This is a genomic window from Streptomyces sp. NPDC092045 (assembly GCF_044756005.1).
Taxonomy (GTDB): domain Bacteria; phylum Actinomycetota; class Actinomycetes; order Streptomycetales; family Streptomycetaceae; genus Streptomyces.
The window spans coordinates 21258-36506 of sequence record NZ_JBIVSC010000017.1; the positions used below are offsets into that span (position 1 = coordinate 21258).

General features: G+C 74.0%; 16 protein-coding genes. 7 read left to right on the top strand and 9 right to left on the bottom strand.

Annotated features, from left to right (window positions below; translation table 11 throughout):
- Positions 1-35: 35 nt before the first annotated feature.
- Together ACIQKA_RS27690 and ACIQKA_RS27695 are read right to left on the bottom strand one after the other, a co-directional pair.
- Positions 36-1412: a hypothetical protein gene (locus ACIQKA_RS27690; protein ID WP_402542742.1), complete on the bottom strand. Its 1377-nt coding sequence runs from the start codon at positions 1410-1412 to the stop codon at positions 36-38.
- A gap of 69 nt (positions 1413-1481) precedes the next feature.
- Positions 1482-1844 carry a winged helix-turn-helix transcriptional regulator gene (locus ACIQKA_RS27695; RefSeq protein ID WP_391096354.1) on the bottom strand — a complete coding sequence of 121 codons (363 nt, stop codon included), beginning with the start codon at positions 1842-1844 and terminating at the stop codon, positions 1482-1484.
- Positions 1845-1968: 124 nt separating this feature from the next.
- Between ACIQKA_RS27695 and ACIQKA_RS27700 the strand changes: the two genes are divergently transcribed.
- A complete protein-coding gene (locus ACIQKA_RS27700) occupies positions 1969-2874 on the top strand; it encodes an NAD(P)-dependent oxidoreductase (protein WP_402542743.1) in 906 nt (301 codons plus the stop codon).
- Positions 2875-2891: 17 nt separating this feature from the next.
- Here ACIQKA_RS27700 and ACIQKA_RS27705 read toward each other — a convergent pair whose 3' ends face one another.
- Entirely contained in the window at positions 2892-3467 is a 576-nt protein-coding gene (locus tag ACIQKA_RS27705) for a CchlQ (RefSeq protein ID WP_391096351.1), read from the bottom strand.
- Between the two features lie 148 nt (positions 3468-3615).
- Between ACIQKA_RS27705 and ACIQKA_RS27710 the strand changes: the two genes are divergently transcribed.
- Positions 3616-4332 (top strand): hypothetical protein, encoded by a 717-nt coding sequence (locus tag ACIQKA_RS27710; protein WP_402542744.1) that lies wholly within the window; start codon positions 3616-3618, stop codon positions 4330-4332.
- 13 nt (positions 4333-4345) lie between these two features.
- Here the strand turns inward: ACIQKA_RS27710 and ACIQKA_RS27715 are convergent, their stop codons facing one another.
- Genes ACIQKA_RS27715 through ACIQKA_RS27725 form a run of 3 tightly spaced genes read right to left on the bottom strand, consistent with a single transcriptional unit; the run spans position 4346 to position 6281 of the window.
- The gene (locus ACIQKA_RS27715; protein ID WP_383150953.1) at positions 4346-5131 is read right to left on the bottom strand and encodes an SDR family NAD(P)-dependent oxidoreductase; all 786 of its coding nucleotides are present in this window, start codon (positions 5129-5131) and stop codon (positions 4346-4348) included.
- Between the two features lie 11 nt (positions 5132-5142).
- Entirely contained in the window at positions 5143-5382 is a 240-nt protein-coding gene (locus tag ACIQKA_RS27720; RefSeq protein ID WP_402542745.1) for a DUF397 domain-containing protein, read from the bottom strand.
- Complete coding sequence (locus tag ACIQKA_RS27725; RefSeq protein ID WP_402542746.1) at positions 5379-6281, bottom strand: Scr1 family TA system antitoxin-like transcriptional regulator; 903 nt, start codon at positions 6279-6281, stop codon at positions 5379-5381. Before ACIQKA_RS27725 ends, ACIQKA_RS27720 begins: the two co-directional genes overlap by 4 nt.
- 106 nt (positions 6282-6387) lie before the next feature.
- On the opposite strand from ACIQKA_RS27725, the gene ACIQKA_RS27730 reads away from it, so the two are divergent.
- Together ACIQKA_RS27730 and ACIQKA_RS27735 are read left to right on the top strand one after the other, a co-directional pair.
- Positions 6388-6870: an ATP-binding protein gene (locus ACIQKA_RS27730; protein WP_402542747.1), complete on the top strand. Its 483-nt coding sequence runs from the start codon at positions 6388-6390 to the stop codon at positions 6868-6870.
- Positions 6871-6962: 92 nt separating this feature from the next.
- The gene (locus ACIQKA_RS27735) at positions 6963-7442 is read left to right on the top strand and encodes a hypothetical protein (protein WP_402542748.1); all 480 of its coding nucleotides are present in this window, start codon (positions 6963-6965) and stop codon (positions 7440-7442) included.
- 69 nt (positions 7443-7511) lie between these two features.
- Here ACIQKA_RS27735 and fusA read toward each other — a convergent pair whose 3' ends face one another.
- On the bottom strand, positions 7512-9521 hold the full coding sequence (gene fusA / locus ACIQKA_RS27740; RefSeq protein ID WP_402542749.1) for an elongation factor G: 2010 nt from the start codon (positions 9519-9521) through the stop codon (positions 7512-7514).
- A 368-nt stretch (positions 9522-9889) separates the two neighbouring features.
- Entirely contained in the window at positions 9890-10306 is a 417-nt protein-coding gene (locus ACIQKA_RS27745) for a VOC family protein (protein ID WP_383150958.1), read from the bottom strand.
- Positions 10307-10603: 297 nt separating this feature from the next.
- On the opposite strand from ACIQKA_RS27745, the gene ACIQKA_RS27750 reads away from it, so the two are divergent.
- The 3 genes from ACIQKA_RS27750 (at position 10604) to ACIQKA_RS27760 (ending at position 13419) form a co-directional block, all read left to right on the top strand.
- Positions 10604-11128, top strand: a complete 525-nt coding sequence (locus ACIQKA_RS27750) for a tetratricopeptide repeat protein (protein ID WP_383432596.1) — start codon at positions 10604-10606, stop codon at positions 11126-11128.
- Positions 11129-11238: 110 nt separating this feature from the next.
- Positions 11239-12198, top strand: a complete 960-nt coding sequence (locus ACIQKA_RS27755) for a hypothetical protein (protein WP_383432594.1) — start codon at positions 11239-11241, stop codon at positions 12196-12198.
- Between the two features lie 75 nt (positions 12199-12273).
- Complete coding sequence (locus ACIQKA_RS27760; protein WP_391096345.1) at positions 12274-13419, top strand: M24 family metallopeptidase; 1146 nt, start codon at positions 12274-12276, stop codon at positions 13417-13419.
- Positions 13420-13434: 15 nt separating this feature from the next.
- Here ACIQKA_RS27760 and treZ read toward each other — a convergent pair whose 3' ends face one another.
- The gene (treZ, locus tag ACIQKA_RS27765) at positions 13435-15186 is read right to left on the bottom strand and encodes a malto-oligosyltrehalose trehalohydrolase (protein WP_402542750.1); all 1752 of its coding nucleotides are present in this window, start codon (positions 15184-15186) and stop codon (positions 13435-13437) included.
- Between the last annotated feature and the right edge of the window lie 63 nt (positions 15187-15249).

The window sequence follows — 15249 nt, forward strand, 5'->3', positions numbered from 1 at the left end:
CCGGCCTGACCGGCCTGACCGGCCCGACCGGCCCGTCACAGCCATTCGGCCGCCGCTGCCCGCTGCCCCTTGCCCGAGAAGACCCCGGCCGACCGCAGGGCGCTCGCCACCAGCGGGTCGGCGACGGCCACGCCGTGGACGAGTTCCGGTGTACGGCGGAACGGGGCGGGCTCCGCCACCGGCCGGGGGGCCGTCCAGCCGCCCGCCACCGGATCCACGCCGTACCGCGCGCAGACCGTCTCGACCAGCGAGCGCGGGCACTCCTCCTCGCCCCGGAGGACCTGCCAGGGTCGTGGCAGGTCCGCCCACACGTGCGTGTCGGGGTGCAGGCCCCCGCCGCTCCTGCGGTGCCAGTACGCCACGTCCGCCGCCATCAGCCGCGGGACCTTGCCCGGACACACCCGGTCCAGGACCTCCTCCTGCCCCAGCTCCGTCATCAGGGCGAACCAGTGGGCCCGCGCGGTGCTCCAGGCCTGGGCCGCCTGGTTCCACGTGGAGGAGTCGTGCCCCGGGCGCACGACCATGCTCGCGGGCTCGATGGAGGAGGAGCGGTTCCACGCGTCTTCGAGGAGTTCGGCCACCTCGCGCAGGAAACGGTTCCAGCGGACCAGGAGCCGGACCAGCTCGTCGTCCGACAGGTGCCCGAGGACCTCGGGGACGGGGTGCACGTGCGCCACCGCGTACCAGTTCGTCCGCTCCTCCGCCGCCCGCAGCCGCTGGAACAGCGCGTCCGCCACCTCGTCGTACGGCCTGCGCTGCCGGCCGTTCGTGAAGACGCTGCGCATGTACCCGCGGGCCGTGAGGTAGGCGACGAAGGCCGCCGTGTCCGGATCGCCCGCGAACTCCTCGTACGACAGGGTGTGCGCGAGCGCGCCCTTGCCGGTGACGACGACCTCGCGGCGGCGCTGCTCGTGGAGGAGCCGGGCCAGCTTGGCCTCCATCCGCCGCAGCAGCCGGAAACGCTTGTTGTACTGACGTTTGGACAGCTCGCCGATCCCGGCCTCGGTGCGCTCCGCCCGGTTCAGCCGGTCCATGCCGAAGTCGTTCTCCCCGTACTCCCGGCCTATCTCCTCGCCGGCCCGCCGGATCACGGCCTCGATCCGGGCGGGATCGTCGCCGGCGTCCCCGGGGAGCGGGGGCAGCGAGGGGAAGAGGGCCGCGGCGCGGCCGAGTTGGCGCCGGGCGCCGACGGGACGGGCGAAGTCCTCCCGCATGGAGGTGTATCCGTGCCACACCTTGCTCAGCGCGTGCGCGGCGGCCTTCTCCAGAGCGGTCGCGGTCGCGGGATCGGGCGTGATCCGCAGGGCGGTGAACAGTTCCTGGACCAGATGGGCGATGTCCTCCGGGCGCTTGCGGAGCCGGAGCGAGGCGTGCAGGTGACGCAGCTGCTCCTCGGCGGGGTGCGACGGCATGCGGCTCACCCTGTCAGCACCGCCGCGACGGCTCCACCGAATAAGGGGACACGCCTCCGCCGCCGGGGCCTACCCGGCGTCGACGGAGACCTTCTCCGCGCCGATCCGCCGCATCCGCTCGGTGCCCCACTTGCCGAGGGAGTCCAGGGCGGCGTTGAGCGAGACGCCGTGCTCGGTCAGGGAGTACTCCACCTTCGGCGGCACCTCGGGGTACACCTCGCGGTGCACGAGCCCGTCCTCCTCCATCTCCCGCAGGTGCTGAACCAGCATCTTCTCGCTGACGCCCGGCAGGCCGCGCCGGAGTTCGGTGAAGCGGCGGACCCCGTGGTGTTCCAGCTCCCAGAGGATCAGCGACTTCCACTTGCCGGTGACCACGTCCATCGCCGCGTCGATCCCGCAGAAGTAGGGACCGCGTCGTGCCGATGCCGCCATCAGCCCTCCCTCGCACCGTACTTACCTCGGGGTGAGTACCCCACTAATTAGTCCGTACTGGTCAACCCTACCGGCGGCGCGGAGGATCGAAGGCGAACGAGGAACACGAGAGGGAGCCCCGAAGATGACGACCGACGGCAGCGGCAACGGCAGCGGTGATGGCAGCGGCAGCGTCCGGGTGAGCGTGCTCGGACTGGGAGCGATGGGCGGCGCGCTCGCGGCCGCCCTGGTGAAGGCCGGACACACGACGACGGTCTGGAACCGGTCGCCGGGGAAGGCGGACGGCCTCGTCGCCCTCGGCGCGCGGGCCGCCGCCACGGCCGGCGACGCGGTCCGGGCCGGAGAGCTGGTGGTCGTCTGCCTCCTCGACCACGCGTCGGTCCACGAGGTGCTCGATCCGCTCTCCGGCGACCTGGCCGGGCGGGCCCTGGTCAACGTGACCACGACGTCCCCCGAGCAGTCGCGCGAGCTGGCCGCCTGGGCCGACCGGGCCGGGATCGCCTACCTGGACGGCGGGATCATGGCCGTGCCGGACATGATCGGCGGGCCCGACTCCTCGGTCCTCTACAGCGGATCGGCCGAGGTCTTCCAGCGGTACGAGGCGCTGCTCGGCCTGTGGGGGACCGGCGACCACTTCGGCGAGGACGCCGGCCTCGCCTCCCTGTACGACCTCGCCCTGCTCGCGGGCATGTACGTCATGTTCGCCGGGTTCATGCAGGGCGCCGCCATGGTCGCGCCGGCCGGGGTGTCGGCGCGCGAGTTCGCCTCCAGGGCCGCGCCCTGGCTGACCGCGATGACCGGCTCCTTCCAGGAGTACGCCGAGGTGATCGACGGCGGGGACTACACCATGGAGGGACAGCAGAGCCTGGAGTTCTCCGACCTCGGCGACATCCTGGCCGCCGGCTCCGCGCAGGGCGTCGGCACCGAGGCGGTCGCCATGGTCCAAGGGCTGATTCGGCGTCAGATCGACGCGGGCCACGGGGCGGAGGGTTTCGCCCGCGTCTACGAGAGCCTCAGGCGACCGGCCTGAAGCCCCGGGCGACCGGCCTAGAGCCTCGGGCGGCCGACCCGATCCGTACGCCCCGCGCAGTGCGGGCAGCGCTCGCGGCCGTCCCACGCGGACCAGCCGAAGTCGGCCGGGGCGAGGGGGCTCCCCTCCAACTCGTCGCGGACGGCCTCGCGGTAGGCCCAGACGGCGTCCAGGTAGGGGTGGTAGACGTCGTGGAAGGCGGGGTCCGCGATCCCGGCGCCCCCGGCGACCGCCCTCCGCAGGGCGCGCAGGTGCTCGAACATGGTCTGGCCCGCCCCCGTGACCCCGGCACTGCCGTCGAGGAAGAGGCGTTCGCGCACCTCGTAGACCCGGGCGTCCGTCAGCGCCGACCGGCTCGCCTCCTCCAGACCGTGCCCTCCGGCACCGTCCGCCCCGGCACCGAGCTGCGCCAGCCGCCGCAGCTCGGTGTGGGCCGCGCCCGCCGCCGCGATGAACTCCGTGTAGACGTCCCGGCGGCGCTCCTGAAGGCCGCGCCGGTGCTCCTGCCCGGTGCGCAGGCGGTCGGCGAGGACCGTGCCCGCCATCGCGATCAGACCGCCGCCCAGCGTGGCGACCAGCGTCCCCCACTCCATGCCGTGCCCCCCGTCGGCGTTCCGGAGGGGCGCCCCCGCGCCGCCTCCCTCCCCCCGATCATGCCCGAAGGACGAGGCCCGCCGCGCACCTCCCGCGGGCCCGAACCGCGCTGCTACCTTGAGCCGCTCGTATTCTCCTGGGGGGCTCGTGCGAACGACATCGACCGCTGTGACGGCCGCGCTGCTGTGCGTGGTGACGGGTGCCGCCCTGGCCGGCTGCTCGGACGACGCGGCCCCGCCGGAGCCCTCCGCCGGGGAACTGCTCGACCGCGCGAACGAGACGATGAAGGCGCTCACCTCCGTGACCGTCGACTGGACCCACACCGGGGTCGCCACCGGCGCCCGTCAGACCGGCCGCATGACGACCGACCTCAAGGACATGTGCACGTCCAGGGTGACCTGGACCAACAGCGGGACCTACGAACAGATCCGGCTCGGGGACACGGCCTACGCCCGCGTCGACCGCGCCTCCCTCAAGGGCCCCGAGAGGGAGACGACCAGCCCGAGGACGGCCAGGCCGGGGAAGCCGGACCTCTGGCGCAAAGCCCCCGTCGGCAAGGAGACGGCCGAGGACGGACCGACCGCCTGCACCCGCGAGTTCGCCTCCTTCGGCACCGCCGTCAAGGGCGGGCGGACCAAGATCGGCGACACCCCCGCCGTCCCCCTGGTCGTGAACGACAAGGCGGAGGAGGGCGGCACCTACACCTTCTACGTCGCCACCGAGGGCGAGCCGTACATCCTCAAGGTCGACTACGAGGGCCCCACGCACCGGACCACCACCACGTTCAGCGCCTTCGACCGCCCGCTGGACGTGCGGCACCCGGCCGACGCCGATGTGCTGGTCGCGGGCCCGGCCGACGACTGAGGAGTGGCCCCGCTCAGTGGACGGACAGCCCGCCGTCCACGAAGAGGGAGTGCCCCGTGACGTACGCGGAGGCCGTGCTCGCCAGGAAGACGGCCGCGCCCGCGAAGTCCTCCGCGAGCCCGTTGCGGCCGACCATCGTGCGGGCGGCCAGCGCGGCGACCTTCTCCGGGTCGGAGGCCAGCCGCTCGTTCAGCGGGGTCAGGACGACCCCGGGCACGAGCGTGTTCGCCGTGACCCCGTACGCCGACCACGCCTCCGCCTGCGAGCGGGCCAGCGACTCCAGACCGCCCTTCGACACCCCGTACGCCCCGCTCTGCACGAACGCGCGGTGCGCCTGCTGCGAGGTCACGTGGATGAGCCGCCCGAAGCCGCGCTCGGCCATTCCGGGCCCGAACCGCTGACCGAGCAGGAAGGGCGCCTCCAGGTTCACGGTCATCGTCACGTCCCAGACGTCCTCGCCCAGCTCGCCCAGCGGCGGGCGGAGGTTGATCCCCGCCGAGTTCACCAGGATGTCCGGCTCCCCGAACACGGCCGCCGCCTCCTCGGCCCCGGCCCTGATGCCCTCCCGGGTGCTCAGGTCCGCGCTCACCCAGGCGGCCCGGCAGCCGTCGGCCGTCAGCTCGTCCACGGTCGCGACGAGGTCCGCCTCCTTGCGCGCGAGCACGACCACCTTCGCCCCGGCGCGCGCCAGCGCCCCCGCGATGGCCCGGCCGATACCGGAACTGCCTCCCGTGACGAGGGCAGTGCGCCCGTCGAGAGAGAAGAGGCCGGAGAGGTAGTCGGCCGGGGTCGTGCTCATGGTGACGTCCTTCAGCTCAGCCGGGTCAGGAACGAGGTCCAGGCGGCGGGGGAGAGCGCGAGCTGAGGACCGGTGACGTTCTTGGAGTCGCGGACGTGGACGGTGGAGGGGCAGGGGGCGACCTCGACGCAGTCGCCGTCACCGCTGCTGCTGTAGCTCGACTTGTGCCAGGAGAGGGCTACTTCGACGCAGTCGTCGCCGCTGCTGCCGCTGTAGCTGCTTTTGAACCAGGCCAGGTCTGTGGTGCTCATAGTGCTCCTCGGATCTCCCGCAGCAGGCTCGCGGAGTCCTCCACGGACAGAGCCTGTGCCCGCATCCTGGCATATCGCTTCTGGAGGATGCTGACCACTTTGGGGTCAGGGATCAGCTGGCCGCTCTCCTGCCCTTCGCAGTAGGCGTACCAGTTGTTCTCCGGAGTCTCCAGGAGACGCATGGGGCCATCCAGACCCACGTGGTACCCGCGTGCCTGCGGCATGATCTGGAAGTCCACGTTGCGTCGTTCGCAGAGGTCGAGGATGTGGTCGATCTGCTCCCGCATGACCTCCGCACCGCCCGTCAGGCGGCGCAACACGTGCTCCTCCACGATGAAGCTGAAGATGGTGTGGGGGCGTTCGGTGAGAGCCTTCTTCCGTTCCACTCGGGCGGATAGCAGGGTTTCGATCTGGTCGTCGTCCAGTGCGGGAATGCGTCCGCTGAAAAGCGTCCTCGCGTACGCGGGCGTCTGGAGCAGACCCGGAACGAACCGGTTCTCGAACGTGTAGAGCGTCACCGCCAGAAGCTCCAGCTTCGCCCACTGGTGGAACCACTTCGCCAGGCCCGGCTTGCGGCCCAAGTGCTGCGCCGCGCCCTTGATGGCCCCGAACGCGTCTAATACCTCCTCCGCGCACTCCACGAAACCGGGAGGCGGGAAACGACGGCCCTGTTCGATCGAGGCCACCGTCTGGAGCGAGTACCCGACCCTCGGCGCGAACCCCTCCTGCGTGAGGCCCGCCCGTTTGCGGAAGGCCTTGACCACCGCCCCGAACGTCTTCAGGCTGTCCGACGTCTCCGGTTCGCCCCGCCCCTGGGACCCCTCCGCCACGTCCTCCGGAACCTCGTCCGTCACCCCGGCCACCTCCCGCACCCGTGCGCTCGTCTGGAACGGTTCCATCGTCACGGATGGTGATCGGTACGGTCCAGAGGGTGAACCCGTACGCTGTCGCAGCGTACGGGTTTCTGAGCTGGCAACACTCCCCGCACAACGCCACATTGGCCCCATGACCTCCCCCGTGACCCGCGAAGTGCCCGTCACCGTACGTGTGTTCGCGCAGCGCTTCAGCTCGACCCCGCGCGGCGCCCGGTTCGCCCGTCGGCTCGCCGTGCTCCAGCTCGACCGCTGGGGCGTCCCGTACGGCTCCGGAACGTCCGAGACCGTCGCGCTGCTCGTCGCCGAACTCGCCGCGAACGCCGTCACCCACGGCCGGGTGCCCGGACGCGACTGCGAGCTGACGCTCTCGTACGTGCCCGGGCGGCTGCTCCGCGTCGACGTCTCCGACACCCGGGGCGAGCGGCGGCCCGTCCCCGCCGAGCAGGGATCGCTCGACGAGGGCGGGCGCGGACTGCTCCTGGTCGGGGCGCTGGCCTCGCGGTGGGCCGTGCTCGACCGCGTACCGGTCGGGAAGACCGTACGGGCCGAGCTGGACCTCGGGCCCCTCGGCGGTGAGCGCCGGGACCTCCTTGCCGACGACCGGCAGTCATGACGCGGCCGGAGTGCCGACGCCGTCCCTGAGACTGCCGGATCGTGCGCCCTACCGTGAGCGAGGGCGGCGCACGGACGAAGGGGGCGGAGCGGATGACGACGGTGTCGAACGGGACCGGCGGGGGCAACGGAACCAAGGAGACCCTGGGGCCGCGTGCGAGCCTCTGGCTCTCGCTGGTGCTCGCGCTGCTCTTCGGGGCGCTGTCGGTGTTGGTGCTGCATCCGGCGGCCCAGCACCTCCGCTCCCTCGCCGACGGCCGGCCGGTCCGGGCGACGATGCGGACGAACGGCCCGTGCATGACGGGCGGCTGCCTGGTCTCCTTCGAGGCCGGGGGGCGGGAGGTGCTGGCGGAACTGCCGGCGGGGAGCGGCAGCAAGGCGCTCTCGGTGGGGGATTCCGTGGACGTCCGGTACCGGGCGGACGACCCCCGGGTGGCCGCCCTCGCGCGGGACGTCGACGGGGGCGGGGCGGCGATACCGGCCGTGGTGTCGGGTGCCCTGGCCGTGTTCTTCGCGCTGTTCGCCTGCTGGTGGGCGTTCGCGCCGTGGAGGCGGCGGCGGTCCGTGGGGTGAGGCGTCCGGGCCACGGGGTGACCGTGGCCCGGACGTCACCGCCCGCGCCGGTGCGCGGGCGTCCGCCGGCTACGCGACCGGCGCCGGGGCGTAACCCGCCGGGCGGGTCGTGAAGGTGCCCCGGCCCTGGGTGCGGCCCCGCAGGCGGGACGCGTAGCCGAACAGCTCGGCCAGCGGCACCGTCGCCGTCACCACCGCCGTACCGCCCCGGGCCGTCCGGTCGGTGACCCGGCCCCGGCGGGCCGCGAGGTCGCCGAGGACCGCGCCGACGGACTCGGCGGGGACGGTGACCGTCACGTCGGCCACCGGCTCCAGGAGCGTCATCGCGCTCGCCCGGAGCGCCTCGCGGAGCGCGAACCTGCCCGCCGTGCGGAACGCCGTCTCCGAGGAGTCCTTCGGATGCGTGGCGCCGTCCGCGAGCGTGACCCGGACGCCCGTCACCGGATGGCCGCCGATCGGGCCCTCCAGGAGGGCGTCCCGGCAGCCGGCCTCGACCGCGCGGACGTACTCCCGCGGCACGCGACCGCCCGCGACGGTGGAGCGGAACGCGAACTCCCCGTCACGCTCCAGCGGTTCGACGTCGATGACGACGTGGGCGAACTGGCCCGCGCCGCCGTCCTGTTTGACGTGGCGGTACAGCAGGCCGGTGACGCCCTTCGCCACCGTCTCGCGGTACGCCACCTGCGGGCGCCCGACCGCGACCTCCAGGCCCCGGTCGCGGCGCAGCTTCTCCACCGCGACCTCCAGGTGCAGTTCGCCCAGTCCGGACAGGACCGTCTGGCCCGTCTCCGGGTCGGACCGGACGACGAGCGACGGGTCCTCCTCCGACAGACGGGCGAGGGCCGTCGCGAGGCGGCCGGTGTCCGTGGCGCGACGGGCCTCGACGGCGACCGAGACCACCGGGTCGGCGGTCGTCGGCGGTTCGAGGACGACCGGCGCGGCCGGGTCGCACAGGGTCGCCCCGGCGCGGGCGGACTTCGGGCCGACGACGGCGACGATGTCACCGGCGCGCGCCGCCTCGACCTCCGTCGCCCGGTCCGCCTGCACGCGCAGGACGCGGGCGATCCGCTCGGTGCGTCCGCCGGTCGCGTCGAGCACGGTGTCCCCCTTCCCGATCGTGCCCGCGTAGACGCGGACGTATGTCATGCGGCCGGTGGCCGTGGCGTTCACCTTGAAGGCGAGCGCGGTGAACGGGGCCTCCGGGTCCGCCGGGACGTCGCCGCGCACGGGCGGCATGTCCGACGGGGCCGGGAGGTAGGCGACGACGGCGTCGAGCAGGGGTTCGACGCCCCGGTTGCGGTAGGCCGAGCCGCACAGCACGACCACGGCCTCCCCGGCGAGGGTGAGGTCGCGGAGCGCGCCCCGCAGGGTCTCCTCGGCCAGCTCCTCGCGGGCGAGGAACTCCTCGAAGGCGCCCGGGTGCAGCTCCGCCACGGCCTCGTCGAGCCGTCGCCGGCGGTGCCGGGCCTCGTCGAGGAGGTCGTCGGGGACGGCCCGCTCGGCGTACGCGGCGGCGCCGTCGGTCCACACGTACGCCCGCATCCGGAGCAGGTCCACGACGCCGGTGAAGCCGTCCTCGCGCCCGATGGGCAGCTGGACGGGGAGCGGCACGGTGCCGAGCCGGTCGCGCATGGACTCCACGGCGGCGTCGAGGTCCGCGCCCGCCCGGTCCAGCTTGTTGACGAACGCGAGGCGCGGGACGCCGTGCCGGTCGGCCTGCCGCCACACCGTCTCGCTCTGCGGTTCGACGCCCGCGACGGCGTCGAAGACCGCCACCGCGCCGTCGAGGACGCGCAGCGAGCGCTCGACCTCGTCGGAGAAGTCGACGTGGCCGGGCGTGTCGATCAGATTGATCCGGTGGCCGGCCCAGTCGCAGCTGACGGCCGCCGCGAAGATCGTGATGCCCCGGTCCCGCTCCTGCGGGTCGAAGTCGGTCACGGTGGTGCCGTCGTGGACCTCGCCCCGCTTGTGGACGGCTCCGGTCAGGTACAGGACCCGCTCGGTGACGGTGGTCTTGCCGGCGTCGACGTGGGCCAGGATGCCGAGGTTGCGGACGGCGGTGATCTCAGGGGTGCGCACGGTCTCGTGCCTTTCGCTGCTGCGGTGGTGGAACGGGCAGCGCGATTCCCGGACGACGGGCGCCTACCGGGTGCGGAAGGCGTGCGGGGTCGTCACGGGCGGCGATGGCGGGCGCGCAGCCGCCACCGCTCGGCCGGGGAGGCGAGGATCACGTCGTACCGGGCACGGGAGGAGGACACGGCGACGGCGGCGTGGCTGCGCACGGTCCTCTCCCCTCGGACGGACGTCTGACGGCGCTGCCGAACGGTGCGCCGGGACGTGAGTGTAGGGAGCCGAACGGGCCGCGGGACAGCGGTTTTCCGCGGGGCCGCGCGCGGGGCGCGGCCCCCGGGGGCCCGTCCGGGGGCCGGCTCCGGACGCCCCGGGGCCTACGCGGACGCGTCCGCCGGCTGGAGGAGGTCCCAGCGGTTGCCGTACAGGTCCTCGAAGACGGCGACCGAGCCGTACGGCTCGTGGCGCGGCTCCTCCAGGAACTTCACGCCGGCCTCCGTCATGCGGGCGTGGTCGCGGGCGAAGTCCTCGGTGTGCAGGAAGAAGCCGACCCGGCCGCCGGTCTGGTGGCCGACCGAGGCCTCCTCGGCGTCGTTCTTGGCGCGGGCGAGGAGCAGGCCCGCGTTCCCGAGGCCGCCGACCCCGGCCGCGCCGGGCGGACGGACGACGACCCAGCGGGTGCCGCCGCCCCGGTCGGTGTCCTCGACGAGGTCGAACCCGAGGGCGTCGGTGTAGAAGGCGATGGCCTCGTCGTAGTCACGGACGACGAGGGTGACGAGTGCGATGGACGGCATGGAACCCAACGTAGTACGCGGGAATCTACCCGCGTCAACCGGCACGCCCGCCGGGGGAACGGCCGACATGGACACGCAACAATCCGAGCGCCCCGCGGGCCGGGGGAGGGCCCGGCGGACGTCGGGACCGCGCCCGCCCCGACGAGTCGTACCGCCGGAGCGGCCCTGCCCCCCGGGGGTGTCTCGTCGATCGGGCCGTGCGCGGCCCCCGGCCCCCGGGCGGGACCCGTCCGGGGGCCGGCACCGGACACCGCGCGCCCGGCACGATCGGCGAGACACCCCCCTAGGGTGGGAGCCATGACCGACGACCAGGACTGGGAGCGGCGGATCGCCGCGCTCTGGGAGCGCATCGACGAGCACGAGCCCGCCGACTTCCGTGCCCGCGTGGCCGGGCTCGCCGCCGAGCGGCCGGACGGGGACCCCGCCGCCCTCTTCGAGCAGGGCGCCGCCCACGACTCCACCGGCCTGCCCGAGGAGGCCGTCGCGCACTACCGGCGCGCCCTCGACCTCGGCCTCACCGGACCGCGCCGCCGCCGCGCCGTGATCCAGCTCGCCAGCAGCCTGCGCAACCTCGGCCGACCCGACCGCGCCGTCGAACTCCTCACCGCCGAGCAGGCCCTCCCCGCCGACCGGCTCGACGCCGACGAGCGGGCCCTCGCCGGAGCCGTCGACGCCTTCCTCGCCCTCGCCCTGGCCGACACCGGCCGCGACCGCGAGGCCGCCTCCCTCGCCCTGGGCGCCCTCGCGCCCCTGCTGCCCCGCTACAACCGCTCCCTCGCCCACTACGCCCGCGCGCTCCTCACCGCCCCCGACGGCTCCTGAGCGGCGGCACGGCGAACCGGCCCGGGGAGCGGCCGAGTTGACCCGCCCGTAAGAGGGCCGGCACCCGCACTCGCTACCCTGGGCCCAACGGCGACGGAAGGCGGGCGGGCGTGGGCTGGCTTCGGCGGGGACCCAGGCGTGACGGCGACGACGCGCCGAGGGATCCCGGGTTCGCGTACTTCTCCCGGAACGAGGCCGCGCTCTTCCGCGGCCGGGTCCGGGAGACCTTCGCCGAACTCGGCCTGGAGGTCACCGTCTACGCGGACCACGTCGTCGACGACCGGGGACGCCGCTTCGGGCTCACCAACCTCGCCGCCGTCTGCCACCGGGACCGGCGCGGCCCCCGCGTCTGGCCCGGACTGATCCGCCGCCACATCGAGCTGGTCGTCCGCGCCATGGACGGCCCCTCCGCGCTCGACACCCTGCCGCCCGAGCAGATCCGCGCCCAGCTCTACCCCCGGGTCGTCAGCGGTGACGGCATCGACGCCGGCTCCTTCGGCTACGCCAGGACCGTCGCCCCCGGCCTGTACGAGATCCTCGCGCTCGACCTGCCCGAGAGCGTCATGATGCTCACCGACGACGCCCTCGCCCGGCTCGGGAACCACGCGCAGCTCCGCGACCGGGCCCTGCGCAACCTGCGCGGCCTCCCCGTCGAGGGCCACGAGACCGTCCGCGACGCCGACGGCATGTGCTTCGAGATCGTCCTCGGGGAGTCCTTCTACACCGCGAGCCGCGTCCTCGACCTCGACGGGGTCGCCCGGCGCGTCACCGGCCTCCCGCTCGGCGAGCACGGCGCCCTGGTCGCCCTGCCCTTCCGGCACCAGCTCGCCTTCCACCCCATCCGGGACACCTCCGTCATCCCGGCCCTCGGCGCGATGGCCTCCTTCGCCGCCACCGGCTACGAGGACACCCCGGGCGCCATCAGCCCGTACGTCTTCTGGTGGCGCGACGGCGGCCTCACCCAGCTCAGCGAGCACGACGAGGAGCGCGGCGACCTGCGGATCGTCGTCGGCGACGACTTCCAGGAGCTCCTGGAACGGCTCATCGCCCAGGGCCCCGACCGCCACTGACCGGTCGCGGCGGAGCCCCCCGCCGGGCAGGATGCTGTACGTCCGGGACGCAGCGGTCCGAGAAGGAGCCCCCTCATGCCGAGCACCCCCGCCCCCACCGAGGAGCCCGTGCCCTTCACCGCCGACGACTACCGCGCCCGGATGGCCCGCGCCGCCGAGTCCGCCGCCGGCGCCGGGCTCGCGGGCCTGCTCGTCGCCCCCGGACCCGACCTGGTCTACCTCACCGGCTACCGGCCCACCGCGATCACCGAGCGCCTCACCGTCCTCGTCCTGGCGGCCGGACGCGAACCGGTCCTCGTCGTCCCCACCCTGGAGGCCCCCGACGCCGAGCGCTCCGCCGGAGCCGCCGCGCTCACCCTGCGCGACTGGACCGACGGCAAGGACCCGTACGCCGTCACCGCGCCCCTCCTCGACGCAGGCGGACGCTTCGGCATCAGCGACAACGCCTGGTCCCTGCACCTCCTCGGCCTCCAGCAGGCCCTGCCCGGCACCTCGTACGTCTCCCTCACCGAGGCCCTGCCGATGCTCCGGGGCGTCAAGGACGCCCACGAACTGGCCCGGATCGCCGCTGCCGGGGCCGCCGCCGACCGGGCGTACGGCGAGATCCTCGAGGTCCGCTTCGAGGGCCGGAAGGAGACCGACGTCGCCGCCGACCTCGCCGCGCTGCTGCTGCGCTTCGGGCACTCCCAGGTCGACTTCACCGTCGTCGGCTCCGGACCCAACGGCGCCGACCCGCACCACGAGGCCGGCGACCGGACCATCGAGCGCGGCGACATGGTCGTCCTCGACTTCGGCGGCCTCAAGGACGGCTACGGCTCCGACACCACCCGCACCGTCCACGTCGGCGCGCCCACCGACGAGGAGCGGCGCGTCCACGACCTCGTGCGGGAGGCCCAGCAGGCCGGTTTCGAGGCCGTACGGCCCGGGGCGGCCTGCCAGGACGTCGACCGGGCGGCCCGCAAGGTCATCACGGACGCCGGCTACGGCGAGTACTTCATCCACCGCACCGGCCACGGCATCGGCGTCACCACCCACGAGCCCCCGTACATGATCGAGGGAGAGGAGCTGCCGGTCGTGCCCGGCATGTGCTTCTCCATCGAGCCCGGGATCTACCTGCCGGGCCGCTTCGGCGTCCGCATCGAGGACATCGTCACGGCCACGGAGGACGGCGGGGCGCGCCGCTTCAACAACACCCCGCACGAGATGGCGATCGTGGAGTGACCGGGGCGGCGGGCGTCAGCCGTCCGCCAGGACCACCGCCGACTCCGCCGGCACCCGCAGGACCCCGTCCTCCGCCGGCGGATCGACCGGCTCCCAGGACGCCAGGACCCGGTCCCGGCCGTTGGAACCCAGCGGGATCACCGCCGGCTCCTTGCCCAGGTTCACCGCCACCCGCAGGTCACCGCGCCGGAAGACCAGCCAGCGGTCCTCCTCGTCGTAGGCGACCTTCACGCCCCCCAGGTCCGGATCCGTCAGGTCCGGCAGGGTGCGCCGCAGCGCGATCAGCTCCCGGTGCCAGGCGAGCAGCCGCCTGTGCGGGTCCTCCTCGCGCTCGCTCCGGTCCAGGACCGAGCGGTCCCGGGTGGCCCGGTCCTGCGGGTCGGGCACCTCGTTCTCGTCCCAGCCGTGCTCCGCGAACTCCCGCCGCCGCCCGCGCCGCACGGCCTCCGCGAGCTCCGGATCGGTGTGGTCGGTGAAGTACTGCCAGGGCGTCGTCGCCCCCCACTCCTCGCCCATGAACAGCATCGGCACCGACGGCCCGGTCAGGACCAGGGCCGCCGCGCAGGCGAGCAGACCGGGGGAGACCGAGGCCGAGAGGCGGTCCCCGAGGGCCCGGTTGCCGATCTGGTCGTGCGTCTGCGCGTACCCGAGGAAGCGGTGGGCGGGGGTCCGCTCCCGGTCCACCGGCCGCCCGTGGTGGCGGCCCCGGAAGCTGGAGTACGTGCCGTTGTGGAAGAAGACGTGCGTGAGCGTCTTGGCCAGCGCCGCCATCGGGGCCCGCGCGAAGTCGGCGTAGTAGCCCTGGGACTCGCCGGTCAGGGCGGTGTGCAGGGCGTGGTGGAAGTCGTCGTTCCACTGGGCGTGGAGCCCGACCCCGCCCAGCGCGCGCGGGGTCGTCGTGCGCGGGTCGCCCATGTCGGACTCCGCGACGAGGAAGTGCTGGCGGCCCTGCTCCCGCGCCAGCTCGTCCACGGCCGCCGACAGCTCCTCCAGGAACGTCAGCGCCCTGGTGTCCGCGAGCGCGTGCACCGCGTCGAGCCGCAGCCCGTCGATCCGGTAGTCCCGCAGCCAGGCGAGCGCGCTCCCCAGGAAGTACGCCCGCACCTCGTCCGAACCGGCCGCGTCCAGGTTCACCGCCGAGCCCCACGGGGTGTGGTGGGTGTCCGTGAAGTACGGCCCGAAGGCGGGCAGGTAGTTGCCGGACGGGCCCAGGTGGTTGTGGACCACGTCGAGGACCACGCCCATGCCGAGCCCGTGGGCCGTGTCCACGAACCGCTTCAGCGCCTCGGGACCGCCGTACGGCTCGTGCACCGCCCACGGCGCCACCCCGTCGTACCCCCAGCCCCAGGTCCCGGGGAACGGGCACAGCGGCATCAGCTCCACATGGGTGACGCCCAGGCCCGCCAGCTCCCCGAGGCGCCCGGCCGCCGCGTCGAGCGTGCCCTCGGGCGTGAAGGTGCCGACGTGCAGCTCGTACAGGACGGCGCCGCGCAGCCGCAGCTTCGGTGACTCGTTGCGCCAGGCGTACGCGGAGTGGTCGACGACCGCGCTCCGGCCGTCGGGGCCGTCGGGCAGCCGGCGGGAGCGCGGGTCGGGCAGCACGGGGCCGTCGTCCACGGCGAAGCCGTACCGGTCGCCGTCCGCGGCGGGCGCCACACCGCTCCACCAGCCGTCCCGCTCGGCGTCCCTCTCCAGGGGGTGGCCGGTGCCGTTCAGCTCCAGCGTCACCCGGTCACGGGCGTTCGGCGCCCACACCTCGAAGAGCACGGGGATCCCCTCGTCGTCGTCAACCGGTCGGCCGCGCGATGGTGACGGCCGACCACCGCGACC